This window comes from Coprococcus sp. BIOML-A2 (genome assembly GCF_009875795.1).
GTDB lineage: Bacteria > Bacillota > Clostridia > Lachnospirales > Lachnospiraceae > Coprococcus > Coprococcus aceti.
This window is the reverse complement of record NZ_WWSI01000002.1, coordinates 544,883-568,864: the sequence shown is the minus strand read 5'-3', so window position 1 is coordinate 568,864 and position 23,982 is coordinate 544,883. Positions and strand designations below refer to the sequence as shown.

The following is a 23,982-nucleotide window of genomic DNA, read 5'->3' as shown; positions in this document are numbered from 1 at the left end:
CTTTCACGCAAATATAAAAGGCGGTCAAAAGTTTACCCTTTAACCGCCTTCTCATATCTGCCAGTTATATCAGCATGATATATATCATTACTTACCGCAGCACTTCTTGTACTTAAGTCCGCTTCCACATGGACATGGATCGTTTCTTCCAACCTTTGGTGCCTTGATGATAGTCTTAGATGACTTCTGTATCTTGTAGAGCTCGTCTCTCTTTGCCTTGGAGAATATTCCATCCCACTGAGGAAGAGTGTAGAGCCACTCTGCATTGCACTCAACCATGTTCATATAAAGCTTCTCATAATCTATAGGAAGCTTAACCTCTGAGTCCTCTGTCACATCATCAAGATTGTTTGATTCTGCAAGACTGTCATCTATTCCGTCGAGGAATCCGATCATATACTGAATAGTGAGTCCGTACTTCTCAGCAAGCTCTTTTACAGTTCCATGTACAGGGTCTGCAAGAGGATTAGCAAGAAGCTGCTCATATACGCCCTTCTCTGCCTGGAAATAACTAACCCAGAATTCCTTTCCCTCAGGTGTTCTGTCATCTAATCCGTATGCGTAATCACGCCATTCTTTTAATAAACTCATTTCATCTACCTCTTAAGTATTTTTTGAACTTTAAAGAGTATATCAAATTATGTAATTTTTTTCAACACATTTGTACTGTTCTACTTGTTCTGATCTCTCATATCTTCGCCCTTGCGTCTGAGCACCCTGGCGATGAGCCATATTCCCCAGCACACAACAGGAATGACCACATCAAGGAATATCATACCCATCAGATTATCACTTCCGGTTATTCCCATTATAAATGTAGCAACATACATTCCGATGAGCACAAGTACAAGCACTATAGCTCCAATTCTCTTCAATATATCCATATCAGTCTCTCTTCTTTATCTTATCAAAATACGCCTTGATATCTCTCTCATAACCATTGTCCGACGGCTCATAGAATACCCTGCCTGCAATCTTATCAGGAAGATACTGCTGGTCAACGTAATTATTCGGATAATCATGCGCGTATTTGTATCCTGAGTGTCCAAGCTTTGCTGCACCGCCGTAATGTGCATCTCTGAGATACACCGGAACCTGACCCGTGTCCTCATGCTTTACCGCATCCATAGCCGAAAATATCGCATTCACCACAGAATTGCTCTTCGGTGCACACGCAACGTAGGAAGCCGCATGGGCAAGTATTATCTGTGCCTCAGGCATTCCGACTCTCTCCACAGCCTGTGCACATGCCGACGCCACCACGATAGCATTCGGATCAGCATTGCCCACATCCTCACTGGCACATATCATGATCCTTCTGGCAATAAACTTTATATCCTCACCTCCGTAAAGCATCTTTGCAAGGTAGAATATCGCCGCATCAGGATCTGATCCACGCATGCTCTTTATAAATGCGGATATTATATCATAATGATTATCTCCGTCCTTGTCATATCTTATAGCTCTCTTCTGGATACATTCCTCCGCCACTTCAAGCGTTATGTGTATCCTGCCATCCTCGCTTCTCTCCGTCGACAGAACCCCGAGCTCTATGGCATTTAACGCACTTCTCGCATCTCCCGACGCCATGTCTGCAAGAAAGTCCTCGGCATCCTCATCAATGTCTGCATCAAATGCACCCATGCCATTTTCTGAGTACACTGCCTTGTGGATGAGCTTCTTGATGTCCTCCCTGGACAATGGATTGAGCTGGAATATATGGGATCTGGATATAAGAGCCCCGTTAACCTCAAAATAAGGATTCTCCGTGGTCGCTCCTATGAGTACCACCGTTCCATCCTCAACAAATGGCAGGAGATAATCCTGCTGTGACTTGTTGAATCTGTGGATCTCATCGATGAACAGTATAGTCCGTCTGCCATACATAGCCTTGGTATTCTTCGCCTCTTCCACAACCTTTTCCATGTCCTTCTTGCCCGCCGTTGTGGCGTTGAGCTGTCTGAACTCCGCTTTGGTTGTATTGGCTATGACCATGGCAAGCGTAGTCTTGCCGGTCCCCGGAGGGCCATAAAATATAAGCGAACTTATCTTATCCGCTTTTATCGCCCTGTACAAAAGCTTGTCCTTGCCTATAATATGTTCCTGTCCAACCACGTCATCAAGGCTGGTCGGTCTCATTCTTTTTGCCAGAGGAGAATCATCCTCCGAGAAATTCTCCCTCATATACTCAAATAAATCCATCTTTATGTCCCTGCCATCTAATATTCAGTGTCATAAGACACTTCGAAGCCCGATATCTTACAATAACGGGCTTCGCATGTATCAATATCATATCATCTACTTGATAATGTCCAGTTTCTTCAGCATGTCATTAAACTTCATGATATCAATCGGCTTACATATGTAATCATCATAATCGTCGCTGGCGAGATTACTGTCAAAGCTTGCCTCGTCAAGTGCGCTGGTCATTATGACCTTCGATCTGAGCATCCTTGACACTCCGTGCTTTCTCTCTGCACTTCTTATGGATGCCAGAACTTTATACCCATCTATCTTTGGCATCATGATATCAAGACACACCAGCTCGAACAGTTCGCCCTTCTCAAGAGCATTTACAAATTCATCAACCGCTGCGATTCCATCAGGTGTTATGACCACATCACCAAACTTACTCAAATACTTGGATAAAAATTTTGCATTTGCAACATCATCCTCAGCTATTAATATCTTCATGACAATTCCTCCCTAATTTTACAACCTAAGTACTTTCTCAAGATGACTGAGCATCTCCTTGATCTCACCCCTGAAACTCTTCCTTGAGTATTGGTTTCTCCGTTCAAGCAATCCCTCTGTAAAAATTCCGTTGAACATGAGCGTAAGTTCCTTCGGTGAGAAAACCGCTCGTATCTCCTTGCTGTCAATCGCACTCTGAAACAATGTGCATACAAAATCATTACGCTTCAACATACACTCAGAGATGATCTCTCTCGTCTCTGACATGTGAAGCAATTCTTCATAATGCAGCATTATCGCACCCATACCAATATAGTTATCATAATATGTTGCATATGTATCTGCATAATACTTGATCTTATCCAGGTATGTCCCGTCAAGTCTCTCAACAGTCCTCTGGATATTGACATCAAATGCCGCATATTCGTTCACAACCGCTATAAGTACCTCATCTATACCCCCAAAATACTTATATATCAGTGTATCAGATATATTCTGCTTTCGTGCAAGGTTCTTCGGTGTAAGAGCATGTAATCCCAAATCTCCAATTAGTTCGATAGCTGAAGCGACAATTTTATCTCTGCGCGAAATATAACTATCCTCCAATGTCTGTTCCTCCCATTACACATAATTTTGCCCTTAGAACACTGATTTTATTCTATGTCATGGGATATATTTTGTCAACATTTTAGACTATCAAGAGTTTTCCTTTTTCCCTGCTGTACATATACAGACTGTCAGACAGATAATCCATGGCAGACACTGTTACCTTGTTCGCCTCTCTTATGAGATCCTTGTAATAATCCTCTGTGTAATCCGCACTTGCCCTGATAAACAGCAGCTCATGCACACTGGATGGCAGGATATATATGTCATCACCCACCATATTCGCACACTCCTCAAGCATTCCATCATACAGTACGGCCGTGGCCCCATTGATACCGTGCGTGTTTGACAACATGTACAGTTCGTCCACATTGTCACAGTCGTCATCGAAATCTATCCCTTCATATCTGCCCTTCAGCGCATCAAAAAGGTTCTGCCTTACACACGGAAACATTCTCTGGGTGTTCTTAAGTGCATTCTTATACAATGTATCCAGACTGACTCTCCACCTCTTCACATCATTATTGTTGACTATCGTGGTTGCCAGGCCGTCGTTATCCAGACTCAGCACCCTTCTGAAAGTTATCGCAAGATCATTAAACTCTATAAATGGTGCACTCTCAAGCAGCCGGCTATTTCGCTCCCTGTTGACAAGCCGCAATATTATGTTGTCCATAACCTTCGTCTCATCCACCACATCGCGTATATCAAGCTTCCTGCACCTGCAGTTCGCCTCTCTGAGCCTGCATATATCTTCCATAACAACATCAAAATCCATCCCCTGCTCATAATCCCTGTAAAACGGATCAAGATATATCGTAGGACACACCTCTTCAGAGCTCTTGCACACATTCATCGCAGTGAGCTCCACCCCATTATTCTTCAAAACCTTATTGACCCGGATGTCTGATCCATCTCCCTGTCTGAGAAGTCTGCTTCTCATTTCATCCACTACTCTGGCTATAAATTCATCAAAATTCATTCAATTCTCCTTTTACAAACAAAATCAAACGAAACGTCCCGATATTTTTTCCTGAAATATTTCATGGGTGAATTCTATAGAAAAACTCTGCCAAATTCAATAGTTTTGGTGCGCTTTATAGTGGAATCCTGCGCTTTATAGTGGAATCCTGGCACAGTTGTTGCCGCCATATCAAGAAAAAACCGCCATGCCTTCGGCACAGCGGTCTGTTTATTATCTCTCCTGTATATAATTTGTAAGGAACTCTGTGAATTTATCCATCTCTTCATCCGTACCAATGGATATCCTCAGATAATTGTCTATACGTGGTTTGTCAAAATATCTGACATATATATGGGCATCCTTCGCAGCCTGGAATATCTCCTTTGCCGGAATATCCTTATGCATTGCAAATACAAAGTTTGCAGACGAAGGAAGGCATGTAAAATCAAGTGGCTTTATAGCTTCCACGAATCTCTCTCTCGTGGCGACCACCTTTGAAACAGTCTCCTTAAAATACTCATCGTCCTTAACTGACTCTGTTCCCATTATCAGTGATGGTCTGTTCATTGTATATGAGTTGTATGAATACTTTACGTCATTGAGGGCCTTTATCAGAACCGGGTTGCTTATTGCATATCCTATCCTGAGTCCCGCCATGGATCTCGACTTTGAGAACGTTCTTACAACCACAAGATTGTCATATTTGTCTATAAGGCCAAGTGCCGACTCGCCGCCGAAATCTATATACGCCTCGTCTACTATGACTATCGAATCTTTGTTGTGGCTGACTATATCCTCCACATTCTTTATGTCCTCGTATATTCCTGTAGGGGCATTTGGATTAGGGAATACGATTCCCCCGTTCTCTCTGTAGTAATTCTCCTTCACCAGCCTGAAGTTTTCGTCAAGTGCCGGTCTCTCGTAAGGGATACTGAAAAGCTCTGCCCACACATCATAGAAGGAATATGTAATGTCAGGGAACAATATTGGTTTGTCAGAGTTGAAAAATGTAAGAAACGACATGGCAAGCACATCATCCGAACCCACTCCCACAAATACCTGTGAAGGATCAACTCCGTGATACTCTGCAAGCACATCGACAAGTGCCGATGCTGTTGGATCCGGATATAATCTGAGTGTATCGATATCCACTATTGCATTCTTCACTCTCTGTGACGGGCCGTACGGATTCTCATTCGTATTGAGCTTTATCACATCTGTATCCTTAGGCTGTTCACCCGGAACATAAGGTTCTACTTTTCTTATATTGTCGCTCCACGCTGCCATATTATTCCTCCTCATTCACCTGTGCCAGCTTTGCTGTCTGGTCAGCCGCTATAAGACTGTCTATAAGTTCATTCAGATCTCCGTTCATGATCTGGTCAAGCTTGTATAATGTGAGCTTGATCCTGTGATCTGTAACTCTTCCCTCAGGGAAATTGTATGTTCTGATCTTCTCTGATCTGTCTCCTGTTCCTATCTGGCTTCTTCTGTCCGCAGCCTCTGCGTCATGCTGCTTCTGGAGCTCCATGTCGTACAGCTTTGATCTCAGAAGGGCAAATGCCTTTGCCTTGTTCTGGAGCTGTGATTTCTCTGTCTGGCTGTAGATCACTATTCCTGTAGGTATATGTGTAAGACGTACTGCCGAATCGGTTGTATTGACACACTGTCCACCGTTTCCGGATGCTCGCATTACATCTATCCTTATATCATTCTCATTTATCTCTACATCAACTTCCTCAGCCTCAGGCATAACCGCAACTGTTATGGTCGATGTATGGATTCTTCCGCCTGACTCTGTCTTAGGTATACGCTGTACTCTGTGTACACCACTCTCGTACTTCATCTTGGAGTACGCACCGTCTCCGGTGATCATGAACACAGCCTCCTTGAATCCTCCGATACCGTTCTCGTTGACACTCATAAGTTCAACCTTCCACTTAAACTGGTCAACATATTTCTGGTACATTCTGTACACCTCATATGCGAACAGAGCAGCCTCATCTCCGCCTGCACCGGCACGGATCTCCACGATTACGTTCTTGGAATCGTTAGGATCCTTTGGAAGCAGAAGAATCTTGAGTTCCTGCTCTATGGTCTCGAGATTCGCCTTTGCCTCATTCATCTCTTCCTTTGCCATCTCGCGGAGCTCCTCGTCGCTCTCCTCCTCAAGAATCTCAAGACTGTCCTCTATGGTAGTCTTTGCATCCTTGTACTCATGGTACTTCTCAACTATAGGTGAGAGATCGCTCTGCTCCTTCATGAGCTTTCTGAATTTGTTCTGATCTGACACAACATCAGGATCGGTGAGCTGATTATTTATCGTATCAAGCTTATCTACAAGTTCTTCTAATCTGTCAAACATATCTATACCTCTCTATATTCATTCTGTCACGCTGTCTCCTGCAGCGTTAAATCTACCGGTTATCTTCTCTGTCATATCTGCCGTACACCACCCGGTCATTACCACTCAGATCCTGTACAACATGTATATCGTCATAACCTGAATCTACAAGGAGGTACTGTACATCTTCTGCCTGATCATTGCCAATCTCGAATACAACATATCCTTCATCCTTTATATATTCTCTCGCCTTATCGGCTATTATTCTATAAAAATACAATCCATCCGCCGTTCCGTCAAGTGCCAGATGTGGTTCATGCTCCCTGACCTCCGGCATGAGTGTCTCTATGACATCACTTCTTATATATGGAGGATTCGACAGTATGAGGTCATATTTCCCGGATATCTGCTCAAAGAGATCCGTCCTGACCACTTCAAATCTATCATCCCCTGCACACAGTTTCGCTACATTTCTCCTTGCAAGACCGATCGCTGCCTCAGATACATCGGCAAGTACGATCCTGCTGTTCTTGTTCCAGAGTCCAAACGATACTCCTATGCAGCCCGAACCGCAACACATGTCCAGAACATCAACGTTATGGTCAGCGTCCTTTACAAGCTTCAATGCCGTCTCAACAAGAGTCTCTGTGTCCATCCTTGGAATGAGCACATCTTCTGCAGTATCAAAATCATATCCCATGAAATTCTGCTCACCTGTGATATACTGAAGCGGAATCCTTGTGCTCCTCTTTTCTATGAGCTTCATGTAGGCTTCCGATTTATCATCATCCACATCATCTTCTCTGGCCATGATCATATCCATACGGTTCATACCCGACAGGTACTGCCACAATATATCAGCGTCTATATCCGCATCAGGAACATCACTTTTCTCCAGCCTGTCCCGTCCCATTCTCAAAAGTTCACACAGCTTCATCTCTATCGAAATCCTTTAATCTTCTATCTCGCCCTTGTGCATGGCGTCCTGGTATGCCTCCCAGTCTATAACTGCCTCCACGGACTTTATCGCAACTGCTATCATGTCAAGATCCGGCTCCCTTGTGGTGAGTCTCTGAACCCACATTCCCGGAACTGACAGCGCATTTGCAAGCTTTGAATCACTCTTGCCAGCAAACATTATAAATTCGTATGATATACCGGCGATTACCGGAACCAGCAGCAGTCTTATGACAAGTCTGAGCCATGCCGTATCTGCGCTTATAAACATGAAAACAATTATGCTTATTATCATTACGATGAACAGAAAGCTTGTTCCGCATCTCTTATGATATCTTGAATACTTCTTCACGTTCTCCGGAGTCAGTGGCACCCCAGCCTCAAAACAGTTGATCGTCTTGTGCTCTGCCCCATGGTACATGAACACTCTCTGTATATCCTTCATAAGCGATATAAGTGCCACATATCCCAGGAATATTCCAAGTCTTATAACTCCCTCTATGGCAGACATGATGATCCTGTTATCTATAACCTTGTCTATGAGTTCCCCGATAAATGCAGGAAGCATCATGAATAACGCGATGGCAAATACAAGTGAAAATAACACTGTACCTATCATCGCCGCATCGTCCGCTCTTTTCTGCTGCTCAGGTGTCCTCTCTTTTTTCTTTTCTTTTTTCTCTTTCTCCGCCTTCTCAGGCTCCTCGTCATCGTAAAACGATGCTGAGTATGTGAGGGTCTTCACTCCTATCACGAGGGATTCCACGAAATTGACAACTCCCCTGATTATAGGAACTCTGAAAAATACACTTCTCGATGCCATGGACACATAATCCACAACTTTCACTTCTATATCTTTATCCGGTTTTCTGACTGCCACCGCATATCTGTCGCCATTTTTCATCATGACACCTTCCATGACAGCCTGACCGCCTATTCTTACTCTCTTCACGCCAATCTCCTATCGGTATATTTAACTGGATAATAAAAAAACAGCTTGAGATTATTGTAAAATAACCTCAAGCTATCAACGTTTTTATTAGTTGGCCTGAACGCCATACTTCTTATTAAACATATCAATTCTACCACGTGCTTTGATTGCCTTCTGCTGACCTGTGTAGAATGAATGACACTTTGAGCAAATTTCTACGTGAATCTCTTCCTTTGTTGATCCTGTAACGAACTCGTTACCACAGTTACATACAACCTTTGCCTGATAGTAATCTGGATGTATTCCTTTACGCATTCTTTTTCACCTCTTTACATATATATTTATATATGAGAACAGGCATAAAGCCAGGGTTCTTCATAACACAACTTCTGTATTCTAACATAGTGACCAGTACAATGCAAGCAGTTTTTTGATTTTTTTGACAAAATCATCTCAACAATCCTGCTGTTATTTTCTGAGAAGTGACTGCTTTACATAGTGGATAAATTCTTTGTTGTTTCTGGTACGAACAAACAGCTTTCTGACATCCTCAAGAATATCCTCTGATTTACTTCCCATGAGCTCCTTGTGAATGGCTGTGACAACCTCCTGCTCTTCCTTGTTGAGGAGAAGATCATCTCTTCTGGTGCCGGATTTTGCTATATCTATGGCAGGGAATATCCTCTTCTCTGAGAGCTTTCTGTCAAGCACAAGCTCCATGTTACCGGTTCCCTTGAACTCCTCAAATACAACGTCATCCATCTTGCTGCCCGTGTCGACCAGCGCTGTGGCAAGGATCGTAAGGCTTCCTCCCTCACGCATGTTTCTGGCGGCACCAAAGAATCTCTTTGGCATGTGAAGCGCTGCAGGATCAAGACCACCTGACAGAGTTCTTCCGCTAGGAGCGACCGTGAGGTTATACGCTCTTGCCAGACGTGTGATACTGTCGAGCAGGATCACGACATCCTTCTTGGACTCCACAAGTCTCTTTGCTCTCTCAATGACCATCTCTGACACTCTCTTATGATGCTCTGGAAGCTCATCAAATGTTGAATAGATAACCTCCACATTAGGGCCCTCTATGGACTCTCTTATGTCTGTTACCTCCTCAGGTCTCTCATCTATGAGAAGGACGAGCAGGTGCATATCCTCATATCTTCTGCTGATCTGCTTTGCGATCTGCTTGAGAAGAGTCGTCTTTCCTGTCTTAGGTGGTGAAACGATCATGCCTCTCTGTCCCTTACCTATAGGGGCAAGAAGATTGATCATCCTGATAGGGATAGGAGCACCGTCTCCGTCAAGCTCTATCCTCTCATTAGGGAAGATAGGGGTCATCTCCTCAAAGCTCTTGCGGGCCGCTATGACCACAGGATCCTCATCGTTCACGCTTGCCACATATAAAAGGGCACTGAACTTTTCTCCCTGTGTCTTGTTTCTTATATTACCTGTGACTATATCTCCTGTCTTGAGACCAAATCTTCTGATCTGTGCCGGTGACACATATATATCCTGATCTCCCGGAAGATAGTTTGCACTTCTTATGAAGCCATATCCCTCAGGCATGACCTCAAGTATTCCGTGAGCCTGTCTTCCACTGTCGAGCTCCGGCAGATACTCGTTCACGTTCTGTGCCGCCTGATTTGACTGGACTCTGTCCTGATTCTGGCCTCTGTCCTGGTATCTCTCCTGGCTCTGACCTCTGTCCTGATACCTTTCCTGGTTTCTGTCCTGATTCTGACCTCTATCCTGGTATCTCTCCTGATTCTGGCTGTGATCCTGATATGTAGCCATTCTTCTCATACGTCTCTGTCCATTGTTCTCCCTGAAATCATCACCTCTTGAGCCCTCAGAGTGATGTACTATCCTGGTTTTTCTGTATTCTGTGTCTCCGGCTGTCTCTCTGACCACATGCTCGGTCTTAGGCTCTGACACATTTTTCTTATTTTCCACTGAAACCGCTGTCACATGCTCCTCCACATATTTTATGAGGAACTGCGCAAGCTCCGCCTTCTTCATTCCCGAGCAGCCTTTTATACCATTATCCTTGGTAAACTGACGCAACTCTGCAAGAGAAGCTTTACTAAAATCCATATATAATTGTCTCCTTTCACTGAAACCAATGATTAACAAATAAATTAAGTATTATGGGAATATAAACACTCTAAGAAATAAGTAGTGTCTCTCAATGATACATCAAATTCAATTACGGTAAAAAAATAAAAATGCGCTAAGCACGCATATTATTCTCGCTCATTATAACATAAATAGAACAATTGTAAATATATTGATTTTAAATTTTACTAATGTTATCATATGAATGTTGTCCGTTCATCAGCACGGACAAACATTTTAACAAAGGATACACGATATGGGAACCGAATCTATTGTATTATATAAACTCATAGTGCTCTATATGCTTGACAGAGTTAACTTCACTCTGACCAATTCACAGATTTCAGACTTTGTTCTGGAGAAGGGCTACACCAATTATTTCACTCTTCAGGAAGCCATAAACGGACTTATAGAAAGCGAATTTGTATATGTATCAAGCATAAGAGGCGCATCCCATTATAAGATAACCTACAAAGGTGAGGAAGCCCTGAGCATGTTCGAGAACAGGATCCCATATGCCATCAAACAGGATATACTGGATTTCTTTGAGAAACAGCAGATCAACCTCAAAAAGGAAACTGAGATACAGTCTGACTACTACCTCAACGATTCCAATGAATATACCGTCTCCTGCGTCATCAACGACAGGAACGAGCCGCTGCTGGATATAAAGTTCAGCGTGCCTACCCAGGCCGTGGCTGTTGCCATATGTGACAACTGGCGTCAGAAAAGCACTGAGATATATGATATACTCGTAAAACAGTTATGGGCATCCAACACATCCAGCTAATATCAGCATAAAAATGACTGAGAATACCGAAAAGAATTATACTCCTCGATATTCTCAGTCATTTTTTTGTCTATTTATCTGACTATATGTTCATATTACTTTACTGCTGCTCCTGTGCCAGTGTCTCCTCTATGAGATTCCAGATCTCATCTCTTCCCTGCTTTGTCTGTGCGGAGAACGGTATCATCGTTGTTCCAGGAACAAGATCCAGTTTCTCACGTATGAGCTTCAAGTTCTTCTGAACCTGGCTTCTCTTGATCTTGTCCAGTTTTGTGCAAATGATCACCGGCTCATAGCCATTGTCCACGATCCAGTCATACATCATGCAGTCATTCTCCGATGGCACATGTCTTATGTCTATCAGCAGGAATACCTTTTTGAGCTGCGGAGAACCGTGAAGGTATCTCTCGATCATCTTGCCCCATTTTGCTCTTATCTCCACCGATACTTTTGCATATCCATATCCCGGCAGATCCACAAAGTACAGATTTTTATTTACATTATAGAAATTGATCGTCTGTGTCTTACCTGGCTGCGCGGATGTTCTGGCAAGCGACTTCCTGTTAAGCAATCCATTTATCAGAGATGATTTTCCTACATTTGACTTGCCGGCAAATGCGATCTCCGGGAGATCGTTATCAGGTAATTTACTTGTAATTCCACACACAGTCTCAAGCTCAGCGCTCTTTACTATCATATACTTCTCCTTATCTGACAAGGGCAAGGTCAAGCACCTGCCTCATGTCTTCCACTAAATGAATATTGACTCCCGATGTTATCTCTTCATCCAGCTCCAGATAATCGCTCTCATTTTTCGACGGTATCAGTATATCTTTAACACCGATCATCTTGGCTGCAAGGAGCTTCTCCTTCAGGCCTCCAATAGGAAGCACCTCTCCTCTGAGAGTTATCTCTCCTGTCATAGCTATTCTGCCATTAACCGGCACGTTAAATATGGCTGAATACAACGCTGTCGCCATGGTTATTCCGGCAGACGGACCATCCTTTGGAACTGCCCCCTCCGGTATATGGATATGGAAATCGTTCTTTGCAAAGTAATCGTCTCCAAGCGCCAGTGATTCCTTGAGGGATCTGATATAACTCATTCCCGCATAAGCGGATTCCTTCATAACATCGCCCATCTTACCTGTGAGCTGAAGAGTTCCTGTCCCCGGAAGCACATTGACCTCTATCTCCAGAGTGACACCGCCAACCGCCGTCCAAGCAAGGCCTCTGACAGCGCCAATTTTATTCTTCAGATTTCCATTCTCATCTTTATATTTGTATGGGCCAAGGAAATCCTGGATATTCTTCTTTGTGACTTTGACCACATCCATCTCACCGGTGAGTATCTTGCGGCAGGCCTTCCGACACACCTTGTCTATATTTCTCTCAAGACTTCTGACTCCCGCCTCTCTCGTGTAGTGGCTTATGATCTCCCTTATGGCACCGGCATCTATCTTGAACTGAGATTTTGTCAGTCCGTTCTTCTCACGGGTCTTCTCCACAAGGTACAGCTTTGCTATATGATACTTCTCATTCTCCGTGTATCCCGATATATTTATGACTTCCATTCTGTCGAGGAGCGGCCCCGGTATACCGGAGATGTCGTTCGCCGTTGCTATGAAAAGCACATTGCTCAGATCCACCGGCACTCCAAAATAGTGATCATTGAACTCTTTGTTCTGCTCACCATCAAGCACCTCGAGAAGTGCCGATGACACGTCTCCCTTGTAATCACTGCTCACCTTGTCTATCTCATCGAGAAGCATGAGCGGATTGTTCGTCTTTGCCTTTATCATGGATTGTACAATCTTTCCAGGCATAGCTCCCACATATGTTTTCCTGTGACCTCGGATCTCCGCCTCATCGTGGACTCCGCCCAGCGATAAGCGGACATATTTTCTCGATGTTGCACGGGCTATCGACCTTGCTATGGATGTCTTTCCTGTTCCCGGAGGTCCCACAAGACAAATGATCGGAAGGTCCCCCTTATTGCTCAATATATGAACAGCAAGATAATCAACGATCCTCTCTTTGACCTCCTCAAGGCCATAGTGATCTTTGTCAAGTATGTCTATGGCTGACTGCAGATCATTATTATCTTCCGTTGACACATTCCACGGATAGCTGAGCATCACATCGATATAGTTTGCCGACACACTGCTCTCCACTGCATTCTGAGGTATACCCTTATAGTAATTTATCTCTTTTTCTATCTTATCGTATACTTCCTGGCTGCAGCCCGCCTCATCGAGTCTCTTCTGGAATTCTCTGACATTTGCATCTACGCCGTCGTCACCAAGCTCCTTACGGATAACGGACATCTGCTCTCTGAGCACATACTTTCTTTGATTCTCAGCGGTCTCCTGATTGACCTTTTCCATGATCTCTTTCTTGATCTTGCCGATTCCGAGAACTTCCTCCATTATCTGTATCAACCTCATAGCGCGGCTTCTGACATCTAACATCTCCAGAAGCTCCTGCCTGTTGTCATCAGATATATTCACATAGTCGGCCATGCTGTCAACCAGCTTTCTGACAGACTTGAATGAACGTATCTCCCTGTACAGAACGTTGTTCTTCACTATACCCTCGTCAAATGCTTCCTTAAGCTTTTCCTTGAGTATGCTCTGTATAGCCTTCTCCTCATCCTCGCTGATGTCGTTAGTCTCCTCCACATCTGTCACGTGGCACACATAATATTTATCCTTGCTGTAATCCACAAGGCGCGCTCTCTTCTCAGTCTGTATGAGAACTCTCATGCCTTTGTTCTGAAGTCTGACAAACTGCTTTATCCTGGCTATGACACCTATCTCATAAAACGAAACTGTCTTATCGCCGTTCTTATGAACAGGATTTGCCAGAAATATACATTCCTCATTCTTGACTGCATGTCCCACCGCCTCGCAGGCTTCACGCGTTGTCGCATCAAGATAGAAGGACAATTCCGGCATAACCACGCCATCGTCAAGACTAATCATTGTCATCTCTAACATTTTCTCATTCATACCTGTTATCTCCGTATATATCATTAAAAAATAAGACGTTATCAACACTGCACATTTAAAGGCTTATAAGGGCGCAAATGTATGTCAGCGTTGTAACGTCTCATTTCGGCAATAATGACTATGCACTCTCGCCGTTATCTGTATTTGCCTTTTTCTTCCTTACCTTTTTCTTAGGAAGGTCTGTATCCTCTGATGGATCTCTGTAAGTCAGTACAGGTTCTTCATCGCCTGTTATGACACCCTTGGTAATAACACACTTCTCTATAGTTGGATCTGAAGGGATCTCGTACATAAGATTAAGTGTAGCATTCTCCATGATAGCTCGAAGTCCTCTAGCTCCGGTCTTACGCTCCATAGCTTCCTTTGCTATCTCTCTGAGCGCATCATCCTCTATCTCAAGCTGAACTCCATCAAGCTCAAAAAGCTTCTTATACTGCTTGCATATTGCACTCTTTGGCTCTGTCAGTATTCTCACAAGTGCATCCTCATCCAGAAGATCCAGAGTCACTGCAACAGGAACTCTTCCCACAAATTCAGGGATAAGTCCATACTTTACAAAGTCATGTGGCATAACCTGCTTGAGGAGCTGTCCAACGTCCTGCTCTGACTGCTCTATAACCTCTGCATTAAAGCCAATTGACTTCTGGCCAACTCTGTTCTCTATGATCTTCTCCAGTCCCTCGAACGCACCACCACATATGAATAATATGTTGGTCGTATCGATCTGGATAAGCTCCTGATGCGGATGCTTTCTCCCACCCTGAGGTGGAACTGAAGCCACAGTGCCCTCTATTATCTTTAACAAAGCCTGCTGAACGCCCTCACCCGACACGTCTCTGGTTATGGATACGTTCTCGCTCTTCTTTGTGATCTTGTCTATCTCATCAATATAGATTATTCCATGCTCAGCTCTCTCTATGTCATAATCAGCGGCCTGTATAAGCTTCAGAAGAATGTTCTCAACATCCTCTCCTACATATCCAGCCTCTGTGAGAGTTGTAGCATCTGCTATTGCAAAAGGAACGTTTAACAATTTTGCAAGGGTCTGGGCAAGATATGTCTTACCTGATCCCGTTGGGCCAACCATGAGGATATTACTCTTCTGTAATTCAACCTCAAAATCCTTCTGCGCAAGTATTCTCTTATAATGGTTGTACACGGCAACCGCCAGTACCTTTTTTGCCTCTTCCTGACCTATTACATACTCATCAAGAAATTCTTTTATTTCCTTTGGCTTTAACAGATTGATATCACCATCTGAATCAAGTCCTGCGTCAACCAGTTCTTCTTCTATTATCTCTGAGCATATCTCTACGCATTCATCACATATGTAAGCCCCAGGTCCGGCTATGAGTTTTCTAACCTGATCCTGTGTCTTATTACAGAAAGAACATCTGAGCTGTTTTCTCTCGTCACTACGATCTGCCATTACAATACCTCGATTATTCACTATTTATAATTGTCTGGAGCCAGTCTTTTCCAGAATCTGCGAATACACCGCCGGTTCTGCAGGCTGGCTCCAACCAACTGATACATCTTCTACATATCAGATATCTCTATCTGTATTATCTGTTTGTTATAACGCTGTCGATAAGGCCGTATGCACAAGCCTCCTCAGCAGTCATCCAGTTATCACGATCTGTATCTGCCGCGATAACATCAAGTGGTTTTCCTGTATTCTCACTCAGCATTTTGTTGAGTTTCTCTTTTGTCTTTAATATATGTCTGGCTGCGATCTCTATCTCTGTTGCCTGCCCCTGAGTTCCACCAAGTGGCTGATGTATCATGATCTCCGAGTTTGGAAGCGCATATCTCTTGCCCTTTGTTCCTCCTGCAAGAAGGAATGCTCCCATGCTCGCTGCCATTCCACAGCATATTGTTGAAACATCACACTTGATATATCTCATTGTGTCATATATTCCCATTCCGGCTGTAACTGATCCACCCGGGCTGTTGATATATAACGAGATATCCTTTGAAGGATCCTCTGACTCAAGGAATAACAACTGTGCTATAACAAGGCTTGCAGTTGCATCATTGACCTCATCTCCAAGAAAGATGATTCTGTCTTTCAGCAATCTAGAATAAATATCGTATGTTCGCTCTCCGCGGCTAGTCTGTTCTACAACGTATGGTACCAATGCCATGTTATCTACCTCCAATACATATCAAGCCAATCTGTCTGTTAAAATATTAAACTTCCTTTGACTCATCTACAAGAAGCTTTGCAGCCTTCTTAACTGCTACATCCTTCTTGATGCTGTCCTTCTCTGCGTCGCCCATGAATCCCTTGATATCCTCAAGCTTCATCTGGTACTGAGCTGCCATCTTTGAAAGCTCCTCGTCAACTTCCTCGTCAGTAGCCTCAATGTTCTCAGCCTTTACTACAGCCTCAAGAACTGCTCTCTGCTGGATTCTCTTGAGTGCGTCCGGCTTGATTCTCTCCATGAGAGACTCCTCTGTAACGTTTACGATCTGCATATACTGCTCAAGGCTGATTCCCTGATACTGAAGTGTCTGAGCGAACTCATCCTTCATTCTCTTCTGCATATCCTCAACCTGTGCATCTGCAATATCCATAGTTGCGTTCTCGATAACCTTGTCAAGAACCTTTGCTTCCTTCTCGTTTGCAGCGTCTCTGTTCTTCTTTGCAAGTATCTTCTGCTTTACCTCTTCCTTGTACTGGTCAAGTGTATCGCATCCGCCTACCTCGCTTGCGAACTCATCATTGAGCTCTGGAAGCTGTGACTCTGTGATAGAGTTGATCTTGCACTTGAATACTGCCGGCTTTCCTGCAAGCTCCTCAGCCTGGTAATCCTCTGGGAATGTTACGTTAACCTCAACATCCTCTCCGATGTTCTTACCAACAAGCTGATCCTCAAATGTATCGATGAATGAATGTGAGCCAAGAACGAGCTTGTAGTTCTCACCCTTTCCACCATCAAATGGAACACCATCAACAAATCCCTCGAAATCAAGAGTAACCTCGTCGTCAAGCTGTGCTGCTCTTCCCTCTACGAGTACCTTTCTTGCGTTCTGAAGCTGCTCCTTCTTGATGTCCTCAAGAACCTCGTCATCTGTTACTTCAACGTCGATCTTCTCAACTTCGATTCCCTTGTAATCGCCAAGTGTAACCTCAGGCTTTACAGCAACCTCTGCTGTGAATACGAAATCCTTGCCCTTGCCCATCTCTATTACGTCAATAACTGGCTGTGATGCGATCTCAAGCTCTGAAGCTACAGCCTCTTTTGGATAATACTCGTTGATCATTGCATTTGCAGCATCCTCATAGAATACTTCCGGGCCATACATCTTCTCGATGAATGCCATTGGCACCTTGCCCTTACGGAAGCCTGGAACATTGAATCTGTTCTTTGTCTTGTTGTAAGCTGCTGTCATTGCCTTGTCAAAATCTGCTGCAGGTACTGTGATTGTAAGCTTTGCCATGCTGTGCTCAAGCTTTTCTACTGTGAAACTCATCTTTTTATTTCCTCCTTGAAATGTGCAAATGGTGCCTTAAGCCCTACAATTAAGGCACTCAGATAGCATCCATTTATCTTTTTCTTGTTTATATGTGTGGACAAAGTCCACATCAATCATCGATTATATCATAATGTGCAAATGATTGTCCAGTCCATTATACTATTATTATAATAGAAAGTTTTCACGACACAAAAGACCTGATGTATGGATCATACACCAGGTCTTCTTTTTGTTCGTAGATCTAACGGAGATTATAAGCCAAGCTTATCTTCCTGACATCTGCTCTTCCTGTCTCTTGATCATCTGACGAACCATCTCGCCACCGATTGAACCTGACTGAGCTGATGTTAAATCTCCATTGTAGCCATCCTTAAGATCAACACCAATCTCCTTGGCTACCTCCATCTTGAACTTGTTCATAGCACTCTTTGCCTCTGGAACACTTGTCTTGTTAGAGTTTGAACTTGCCATAACCCTGTACCTCCATATTGAAATAATTATTTAAGACTTTCGTCTTGTTAGTATTATTAACAATATGGCTTATGTTATAATGGCAATTTCTGTTATGTGCTATGAACTTTTTATCTGAAAATCACTTTTCTCTTAATACTTCATTGGCTCCTCTTCGCCATTCATGACTCTGAGTGCGCCCTGAGCAAGTGCAAGGAGCTCATCCTCTCCTGCATATACTGTAAATGGAGCAATAAATCCTGCTCTCTTCTCAAGCTCTTCGCATGTGTGCTTTGAATATGCGATTCCACCTGTGAGGATGATCTGATCAACCTTTCCTCTGAGAACTGTTGCCATACCACCTATATCCTTGGCAACCTGCTGATAGAATGCATCCTGAACAAGCTTTGCATGCTCATCGCCCTCATTGACAAGCTTCTCAAGATCTCTTGCATCGTTGCTTCCGATGTAAGCGTTGAAGCCGCCCTTTCCAACGAGCTTCTTCATAACCTCAGCCTGTGTATACTCGCCTGAGAAGCACATCTTTACAAGTGCTCCTGAAGGAACGCCACCTGCTCTCTCTGGTGAGAATGCACCGTCACCGTCAAGTGCGTTGTATACATCTACTACCTTACCGTGATCATGGGCACCAACTGATACACCGCCACCCATATGTACTACGATGAGGTTCAGGTCTGTGTACTTCTTGCCAACTTCCTTTGCATATCTCTTGGCTACTGCCTTCTGGTTGAGTGCATGGAACACGCTTATTCTTGGAAGCTCAGGTACTCCTGAAAGTCTTGATGATGGCATAAGCTCATCAACAACGACTGGATCTACGATGTATGAAGGAACTCCGAGCTCATCACCGATCTCTCTTGCGAGGATACCGCCAAGGTTTGATGCATGCTGACCCTGCTTACCGATCTTAAGATCCTCAAGAAGGTCATCGCTTACTGCGTATGTACCGCCTGGGATTGGCTTGAGCATTCCACCACGTCCTACACATACATCAAGTGTCTTGATGTCAAAGTTCTTCTCAGCAAGGACATCAAGAATAACCTTCTTTCTGAAGTTCTTCTGATCTACTATCATATTGAAGCCTGCAAGCTCCTCTGTTGTATGTCTGAGTGTCTCCTCAAACAGAAGTGTCTCGTCCTCGAACACACCGATCTTTGTCGATGTTGAACCTGGGTTTATTATAAGAATCTTATATGACATTTTTTAAACCTCCAAATGTTTTTTATGTATGGCTTATTTGTTTGCCTTAAGTGACTCTGCAACAACTGCTGCAAGTGCTATTGAGTTGAGCTTAACCTCAAATGTATCTGATCTTGATGTAAGGATTACAGGAGCATCTGTACCTGTTATGATACATCCGTTCTTACACTTTGTTGTATGAACAAGTGTCTTGTATACAAGGTTACCTGCATGTATGTCTGGGAACAGAAGGATATCGGCATCTCCAACGATCTTTCTGTCTGTAGCTCCCTTATGGATAGCTGCCTCTGGCTCGATCGCAAGATCCATTGAAAGAGGTCCGTCAACGATACAGCCTGTGATCTCACCGTTCTCGTTCATCTTTGTGAGCTCAGCAGCCTCTACTGTTACAGGCATCTTAGGATTTACAACCTCTACTGCTGCAAGTGGAGCAACCTTTGGACAAGGTATTCCGCACGCATGAGCAACCTCTACAGAGTTCTCTATGATCGACTTCTTCTCCTCAAGTGAAGGATAAGTCATGAACGCAACATCTGTAAGGTACAGGAGTCTGTCAATACCAGGGATCTCAAATACACATACATGTGAAAGTGGCTTACCATTTCTGAGACCAACCTCTTTGTTGAGGACACTCTTCAGGAAATCCTTTGTTGAGAGAAGTCCCTTCATATACATGTCAGCCTTATGATCATGAACAAGTTTCACTGCCTTAAGTGAAGCCTCTATATCATCTGGCTCATTTACGATCTCATAACCTGTAAGATCCATACCGATCTGATCTGCGACCTCTCTGATCTTTGCCTCGTCACCCACAAGTATAGCATCTGCGATTCCCTTCTCCTTTGCTGCCTTTACAGCCTCAAGAATAGGCGCATCCTGTGCTACTGCAACTGAAACTGTCTTTCTGCTGCACTGTGAAACCTTTGCCAATAAATCATCAAAACTTTTACTCATCTTTCGCACCTCACGTGATATTTATTATTTATACAAGTCCATTTTGTATGTTATCACTTATAAATCTAAAGGTCAACCACATTGTCCCATGTTATTATTACTGTCATTTTGATTCTCCGGTAAATTTTTTCCTGTAAAATACGATTCCCGCAACCGAAACTACGGCAAAGCACATAAGCAGTATGACCTTCGAAACAGGATCCCGATCTCCGGTGTCCGGCGTATCAGGAGTGTTTGGTGTGTCGGGTGATGGATGTTCTTTTATTTTCTGATTTGTTATGATCACCGGATCATCCATGGTATATTCACTTTTTGATGTGTCTATCTGAATTTTTTTGTCTGTTTTTTCGTAACCCTCCGGGGCAGCTAACTCCTCTATGCTATACGTGCCTCTGGCAAGTCCGTAAAATACAGCCTGTCCATTTTCTTCCGATTCAGCTTTTGCGATCAGAGCCCCCCGGTCATCATATATGCCAAACACAGCCCCGGCAAGCGGACTGCCATCCTCCTGATCCGTCTTGAGTATATGCACCATGCCATAGTGATTTTTGACATTTATCACCGGTGGCTCATCTGCACTCTCCGGCACGCTTACCGGTATGGAATTTACCCCCGGGTCGGCAATATAACCCTTGGGAGTTCTGGTCTCCTTTATATAATACTCTCCCGGCTCGAGTCCGGTGAATTCTACACTGCCGGCTTTGTCAGTCTTTTTTGTCATGAGCTTTTCATGATCAGATGCCCTATACAATGTGAACTCCGCATCCGCAAGAGGTGTCTCCAGAATATCATCCGTCTTGTGGACACTTATGCTCCCTCTGATCTTCTCTTTTTCTTTTGTATAAACTGTCTGTGAAGCAAGGTTCACATCCTCATGTGAAGCTACGACCTCTCCCTCATAATCCTCATCCGTAAGCACCTCATAGCAGACAAGAGCCGAACCACTTATGCTGTCAGTCGAAAACCTGAAATTCACATCCACCGTCATCTCCTCTGCATCTGCGGTAAAACATTTCTCTGACGTTGATCCATCTGCCCCAAGCGGTCTGCCCGACTCCTGTGAGACAACGCTTCCGCTCAGTTTGTATCTGTGCCCGATATCCAGCCCTTTCATACTCACCGTGTCCGTGATATCTACAGTTTCCGCATCCGGATCAATGAACTTCGATCCGTCTTCACTGTTCTTCGCTACAGATTCTATCTCCGGCATCCTCTCATCAACTATGTCCCCAAGATCAAGCACGCACTCATCTGAATCTATTTTGAATTTTATCGGAGCAATGCTCTTATACTTTCCCTTATTTGCATCACAACGAAGCTCTGTCAATGTGTACTCTCCGTACGGCAGTGACCCTTTGGTCTTGTCCGGCTTTCCATCCCCAAACCAGATATCATCCGCAGAACTGGAGTATTCGCCATTGGCATCAGTTGTTATCTCCGCAGACTGGGTGCCATCGGAGTTCTCGACGAGGAATCTCACATTTGCGATCGCTGTCCCATCCTCGGCAACCACTTTTTTGAATTTGAAGTCACCTCTTACGACATGGTTCCCGACCACAAGCTCGTAGCCATTTACCAGACGAACAGTGTCGCCATCCTGTTCTATTCTGTCCAGATATATTCCATCTGAACTATCCTTTATAATATTGCCATTCTTTGTGCTTTTAAATATTGAATTCACAAGCGTGTACCCTTCTGGGGCTTTTGTCTCCTGAACCGTGATTGTTCCCGTCTGCAAAACCACATCCTCAAGGCCGCACTTACCGCTGTCATCCGTCTTAAGCGTCCAGCTCTGATCCGGCTTCTCTGGAAGCTCGTCCACGGAATTATAAAAATTCCTGTAATAATTGACTGTAAACTCAGCCCCTGACAAGACAGCATCTCCCTGAGATTTATCTCCCGTCTCCACATCCTGTTTGTATATGCTCAGATCAATCTTGCCTGAGATCACCTTGTCCCAAGTCTCCCAGCTTATTTCAAGCTCCGTGGATGTACTGACCTCCTTGCCATCCACGGACAGGAATTCTCCTTCTTCGTTTATAACGAGCTGTGCCACAGCACTGTTTCTCTCATAGTTGTACGGAGCCCTTTCCTCATATATCCTGTATGTTCCGAACGGCATATCTGTGATCTCATAGGTTCCAAGTCCGCCATATTCTGACATCACAACTATACCATGTCCATTCTCATCAGTCTCTATCTGAGCCACCAGAGTGCGCAGACTCTGTGTGCCGTTTTTCACTTCCATCTCAATATTGTACAGAGCTTCTCCCACACCGGCGCCGGAATCTCTGTCGGTCTTGTGCAGACTGAACTTTCCAAGAACAGGCTTCTCTCCCGTCCATTCAATATCTATAGAAATACTGCTTGAAGCTACCGTTCCAAATAACAACTGCTGGTCATCATCTACCTGAGTGGAATCTACAGTATACACTGTAACTCCGGGGATCCCTTTACCAGACTTTACTGTGCCCGTTCCCTTATGAGCCTTCTCAGCACTGAAAAAGAATCTGTCGCCTCCCATTATAGTTACCTTACCTGTCTTGTGGATGGTGAACTCCTTTTCTCCGCTTTTCCTGATATGGAGCCATGTATCCGCCGGTACCGAGATCCTCACTCCATTCTCAGCATCTGCCTTACACCTCATTATCCTGGTTCTTCTTCTCTTCTCACCAGTCTTCTTGTCCACATAACCGGTATAATCCTTAAGACTTACATAATTACCGTAATTCTCTTTGCTTCCATCATCTATTATCTCTATATCTGCCTGATCTCCTTGAAGGACGATCTCATCTCGCTTTGTCTCCGATATGTATTTATAGAATTCGTCTATAACGTCAAAATACTGTCCATGTCTTATATAATTCAAAGTCAGTGTCATGATGAGCTGTCTGTGATCTGCGGACACCCCCTTAAAACCAGACCACGCATATTCACTTCCCGGTCCATACAGAAACGCTTTCTGAAGCAGTCTGTCATTTGTCACGGAAAATGCCACCTTGTCCGTGCTCTTAACTTCATATTTCTTATGATCGCCGCAGTATGCCCTGTACTCTACACCATCCTTATGCACCGTGTAATGCCTCGTGTATGGCATCCCATTGTAAAACACCACATCGCCGCTTAGGATGCAGTCCACATCTTCATAACTTATCTCATATCCGGCCATAGCCGCAATTCCATCCGTTGAGGTGGCCATAACATCAGTATGCCTGCTTTTCTCCCCGGCATACAGTTCGTCAGCACTTGACCTTGTACTGAACCTATGATAAAAAACCACACCGGCCACACATACGGCCAGAAGAACAGCCAGCAGAATCTTATATACATACAATCTTTTCATAATCTCTTCCTTTCTGTTTGAGTTTCAGCCCATTCATAACCGTATCCGGTAAGAGCCGTCTTCATGAATCTGTTTAGCTGTTTTATGTGCACAAAAAAAGCTTACGTGCATTAAAAAGCACG

Annotated in this window: 22 protein-coding genes; 1 reads left to right on the top strand and 21 read right to left on the bottom strand. The window is 44.0% G+C overall.

Going from position 1 to position 23,982, the window contains the following annotated elements; translation table 11 throughout:
• Window positions 1-87: 87 nt before the first annotated feature.
• The 12 genes from GT575_RS06835 to rho all read right to left on the bottom strand — a co-directional run bounded on the left by GT575_RS06835 (window position 88) and on the right by rho (window position 10,587).
• Window positions 88-591, bottom strand: coding sequence for an SEC-C metal-binding domain-containing protein (locus tag GT575_RS06835; protein ID WP_055144187.1), 504 nt, complete (start codon window positions 589-591; stop codon window positions 88-90).
• A gap of 80 nt (window positions 592-671) precedes the next feature.
• Window positions 672-884 carry a hypothetical protein gene (locus GT575_RS06830; RefSeq protein WP_015534154.1) on the bottom strand — a complete coding sequence of 71 codons (213 nt, stop codon included), beginning with the start codon at window positions 882-884 and terminating at the stop codon, window positions 672-674.
• Window position 885: 1 nt separating this feature from the next.
• Window positions 886-2,202 carry a replication-associated recombination protein A gene (locus GT575_RS06825; protein ID WP_022216021.1) on the bottom strand — a complete coding sequence of 439 codons (1,317 nt, stop codon included), beginning with the start codon at window positions 2,200-2,202 and terminating at the stop codon, window positions 886-888.
• 96 nt (window positions 2,203-2,298) lie between these two features.
• A complete protein-coding gene (locus tag GT575_RS06820; RefSeq protein ID WP_015534155.1) occupies window positions 2,299-2,694 on the bottom strand; it encodes a response regulator in 396 nt (131 codons plus the stop codon).
• 18 nt (window positions 2,695-2,712) lie between these two features.
• A complete protein-coding gene (locus GT575_RS06815; protein ID WP_022216022.1) occupies window positions 2,713-3,300 on the bottom strand; it encodes a TetR/AcrR family transcriptional regulator in 588 nt (195 codons plus the stop codon).
• An 82-nt stretch (window positions 3,301-3,382) separates the two neighbouring features.
• Window positions 3,383-4,282, bottom strand: a complete 900-nt coding sequence (locus tag GT575_RS06810) for a DUF5688 family protein (RefSeq protein WP_015534156.1) — start codon at window positions 4,280-4,282, stop codon at window positions 3,383-3,385.
• A gap of 213 nt (window positions 4,283-4,495) precedes the next feature.
• Window positions 4,496-5,551 (bottom strand): histidinol-phosphate transaminase, encoded by a 1,056-nt coding sequence (gene hisC, locus GT575_RS06805; RefSeq protein ID WP_161171764.1) that lies wholly within the window; start codon window positions 5,549-5,551, stop codon window positions 4,496-4,498.
• Window position 5,552: 1 nt separating this feature from the next.
• Window positions 5,553-6,629, bottom strand: coding sequence for a peptide chain release factor 1 (gene prfA, locus GT575_RS06800; protein ID WP_015534158.1), 1,077 nt, complete (start codon window positions 6,627-6,629; stop codon window positions 5,553-5,555).
• A 52-nt stretch (window positions 6,630-6,681) separates the two neighbouring features.
• Window positions 6,682-7,545, bottom strand: a complete 864-nt coding sequence (gene prmC, locus GT575_RS06795; protein WP_015534159.1) for a peptide chain release factor N(5)-glutamine methyltransferase — start codon at window positions 7,543-7,545, stop codon at window positions 6,682-6,684.
• 15 nt (window positions 7,546-7,560) lie between these two features.
• Window positions 7,561-8,517: a DUF1385 domain-containing protein gene (locus GT575_RS06790; protein ID WP_022216026.1), complete on the bottom strand. Its 957-nt coding sequence runs from the start codon at window positions 8,515-8,517 to the stop codon at window positions 7,561-7,563.
• 87 nt (window positions 8,518-8,604) lie between these two features.
• Window positions 8,605-8,811: a 50S ribosomal protein L31 gene (gene rpmE / locus GT575_RS06785; RefSeq protein WP_004853176.1), complete on the bottom strand. Its 207-nt coding sequence runs from the start codon at window positions 8,809-8,811 to the stop codon at window positions 8,605-8,607.
• A 153-nt stretch (window positions 8,812-8,964) separates the two neighbouring features.
• Complete coding sequence (gene rho, locus GT575_RS06780) at window positions 8,965-10,587, bottom strand: transcription termination factor Rho (protein ID WP_055144179.1); 1,623 nt, start codon at window positions 10,585-10,587, stop codon at window positions 8,965-8,967.
• 277 nt (window positions 10,588-10,864) lie between these two features.
• Here rho and GT575_RS06775 point away from each other — a divergent pair, with 277 nt between their 5' ends.
• Window positions 10,865-11,398, top strand: a complete 534-nt coding sequence (locus tag GT575_RS06775) for a DUF4364 family protein (RefSeq protein WP_015534160.1) — start codon at window positions 10,865-10,867, stop codon at window positions 11,396-11,398.
• A 100-nt stretch (window positions 11,399-11,498) separates the two neighbouring features.
• On the opposite strand, the gene yihA is transcribed toward GT575_RS06775, so the two are convergent.
• The 9 genes from yihA to GT575_RS06730 form a co-directional block, all read right to left on the bottom strand.
• The gene (gene yihA, locus GT575_RS06770) at window positions 11,499-12,095 is read right to left on the bottom strand and encodes a ribosome biogenesis GTP-binding protein YihA/YsxC (RefSeq protein WP_015534161.1); all 597 of its coding nucleotides are present in this window, start codon (window positions 12,093-12,095) and stop codon (window positions 11,499-11,501) included.
• Window positions 12,096-12,105: 10 nt separating this feature from the next.
• Window positions 12,106-14,409 (bottom strand): endopeptidase La, encoded by a 2,304-nt coding sequence (lon, locus tag GT575_RS06765; protein ID WP_161171763.1) that lies wholly within the window; start codon window positions 14,407-14,409, stop codon window positions 12,106-12,108.
• A 118-nt stretch (window positions 14,410-14,527) separates the two neighbouring features.
• On the bottom strand, window positions 14,528-15,838 hold the full coding sequence (clpX, locus tag GT575_RS06760; RefSeq protein ID WP_022216030.1) for an ATP-dependent Clp protease ATP-binding subunit ClpX: 1,311 nt from the start codon (window positions 15,836-15,838) through the stop codon (window positions 14,528-14,530).
• Between the two features lie 136 nt (window positions 15,839-15,974).
• Complete coding sequence (gene clpP, locus GT575_RS06755) at window positions 15,975-16,556, bottom strand: ATP-dependent Clp endopeptidase proteolytic subunit ClpP (RefSeq protein WP_015534163.1); 582 nt, start codon at window positions 16,554-16,556, stop codon at window positions 15,975-15,977.
• 46 nt (window positions 16,557-16,602) lie between these two features.
• Window positions 16,603-17,889, bottom strand: coding sequence for a trigger factor (gene tig / locus GT575_RS06750; RefSeq protein WP_015534164.1), 1,287 nt, complete (start codon window positions 17,887-17,889; stop codon window positions 16,603-16,605).
• 267 nt (window positions 17,890-18,156) lie between these two features.
• Window positions 18,157-18,363 carry an alpha/beta-type small acid-soluble spore protein gene (locus GT575_RS06745; RefSeq protein WP_015534165.1) on the bottom strand — a complete coding sequence of 69 codons (207 nt, stop codon included), beginning with the start codon at window positions 18,361-18,363 and terminating at the stop codon, window positions 18,157-18,159.
• Window positions 18,364-18,495: 132 nt separating this feature from the next.
• Complete coding sequence (gene buk / locus GT575_RS06740) at window positions 18,496-19,563, bottom strand: butyrate kinase (protein ID WP_022216031.1); 1,068 nt, start codon at window positions 19,561-19,563, stop codon at window positions 18,496-18,498.
• A gap of 33 nt (window positions 19,564-19,596) precedes the next feature.
• Window positions 19,597-20,517, bottom strand: a complete 921-nt coding sequence (gene ptb / locus GT575_RS06735) for a phosphate butyryltransferase (protein WP_022216032.1) — start codon at window positions 20,515-20,517, stop codon at window positions 19,597-19,599.
• A gap of 103 nt (window positions 20,518-20,620) precedes the next feature.
• The gene (locus GT575_RS06730; RefSeq protein ID WP_161171762.1) at window positions 20,621-23,860 is read right to left on the bottom strand and encodes a SpaA isopeptide-forming pilin-related protein; all 3,240 of its coding nucleotides are present in this window, start codon (window positions 23,858-23,860) and stop codon (window positions 20,621-20,623) included.
• Between the last annotated feature and the right edge of the window lie 122 nt (window positions 23,861-23,982).

Bases quoted from the DNA above. Each gene is read 5' to 3' on its own strand.
- buk (WP_022216031.1), bottom strand. From the start codon at position 19,563: ATGTCATATAAGATTCTTATAATAAACCCAGGTTCAACATCGACAAAG.
- GT575_RS06775 (WP_015534160.1), top strand. From the start codon at position 10,865: ATGGGAACCGAATCTATTGTATTATATAAACTCATAGTGCTCTATATG.
- ptb (WP_022216032.1), bottom strand. From the start codon at position 20,517: ATGAGTAAAAGTTTTGATGATTTATTGGCAAAGGTTTCACAGTGCAGC.
- GT575_RS06730 (WP_161171762.1), bottom strand. From the start codon at position 23,860: ATGAAAAGATTGTATGTATATAAGATTCTGCTGGCTGTTCTTCTGGCC.
- hisC (WP_161171764.1), bottom strand. From the start codon at position 5,551: ATGGCAGCGTGGAGCGACAATATAAGAAAAGTAGAACCTTATGTTCCG.
- GT575_RS06835 (WP_055144187.1), bottom strand. From the start codon at position 591: ATGAGTTTATTAAAAGAATGGCGTGATTACGCATACGGATTAGATGAC.
- GT575_RS06810 (WP_015534156.1), bottom strand. From the start codon at position 4,282: ATGAATTTTGATGAATTTATAGCCAGAGTAGTGGATGAAATGAGAAGC.
- prmC (WP_015534159.1), bottom strand. From the start codon at position 7,545: ATGAAGCTGTGTGAACTTTTGAGAATGGGACGGGACAGGCTGGAGAAA.
- GT575_RS06830 (WP_015534154.1), bottom strand. From the start codon at position 884: ATGGATATATTGAAGAGAATTGGAGCTATAGTGCTTGTACTTGTGCTC.
- yihA (WP_015534161.1), bottom strand. From the start codon at position 12,095: ATGATAGTAAAGAGCGCTGAGCTTGAGACTGTGTGTGGAATTACAAGT.
- GT575_RS06825 (WP_022216021.1), bottom strand. From the start codon at position 2,202: ATGGATTTATTTGAGTATATGAGGGAGAATTTCTCGGAGGATGATTCT.
- prfA (WP_015534158.1), bottom strand. From the start codon at position 6,629: ATGTTTGACAGATTAGAAGAACTTGTAGATAAGCTTGATACGATAAAT.
- rpmE (WP_004853176.1), bottom strand. From the start codon at position 8,811: ATGCGTAAAGGAATACATCCAGATTACTATCAGGCAAAGGTTGTATGT.
- clpX (WP_022216030.1), bottom strand. From the start codon at position 15,838: ATGGCAGATCGTAGTGACGAGAGAAAACAGCTCAGATGTTCTTTCTGT.
- lon (WP_161171763.1), bottom strand. From the start codon at position 14,409: ATGAATGAGAAAATGTTAGAGATGACAATGATTAGTCTTGACGATGGC.
- GT575_RS06820 (WP_015534155.1), bottom strand. From the start codon at position 2,694: ATGAAGATATTAATAGCTGAGGATGATGTTGCAAATGCAAAATTTTTA.
- GT575_RS06745 (WP_015534165.1), bottom strand. From the start codon at position 18,363: ATGGCAAGTTCAAACTCTAACAAGACAAGTGTTCCAGAGGCAAAGAGT.
- clpP (WP_015534163.1), bottom strand. From the start codon at position 16,556: ATGGCATTGGTACCATACGTTGTAGAACAGACTAGCCGCGGAGAGCGA.
- tig (WP_015534164.1), bottom strand. From the start codon at position 17,889: ATGAGTTTCACAGTAGAAAAGCTTGAGCACAGCATGGCAAAGCTTACA.
- rho (WP_055144179.1), bottom strand. From the start codon at position 10,587: ATGGATTTTAGTAAAGCTTCTCTTGCAGAGTTGCGTCAGTTTACCAAG.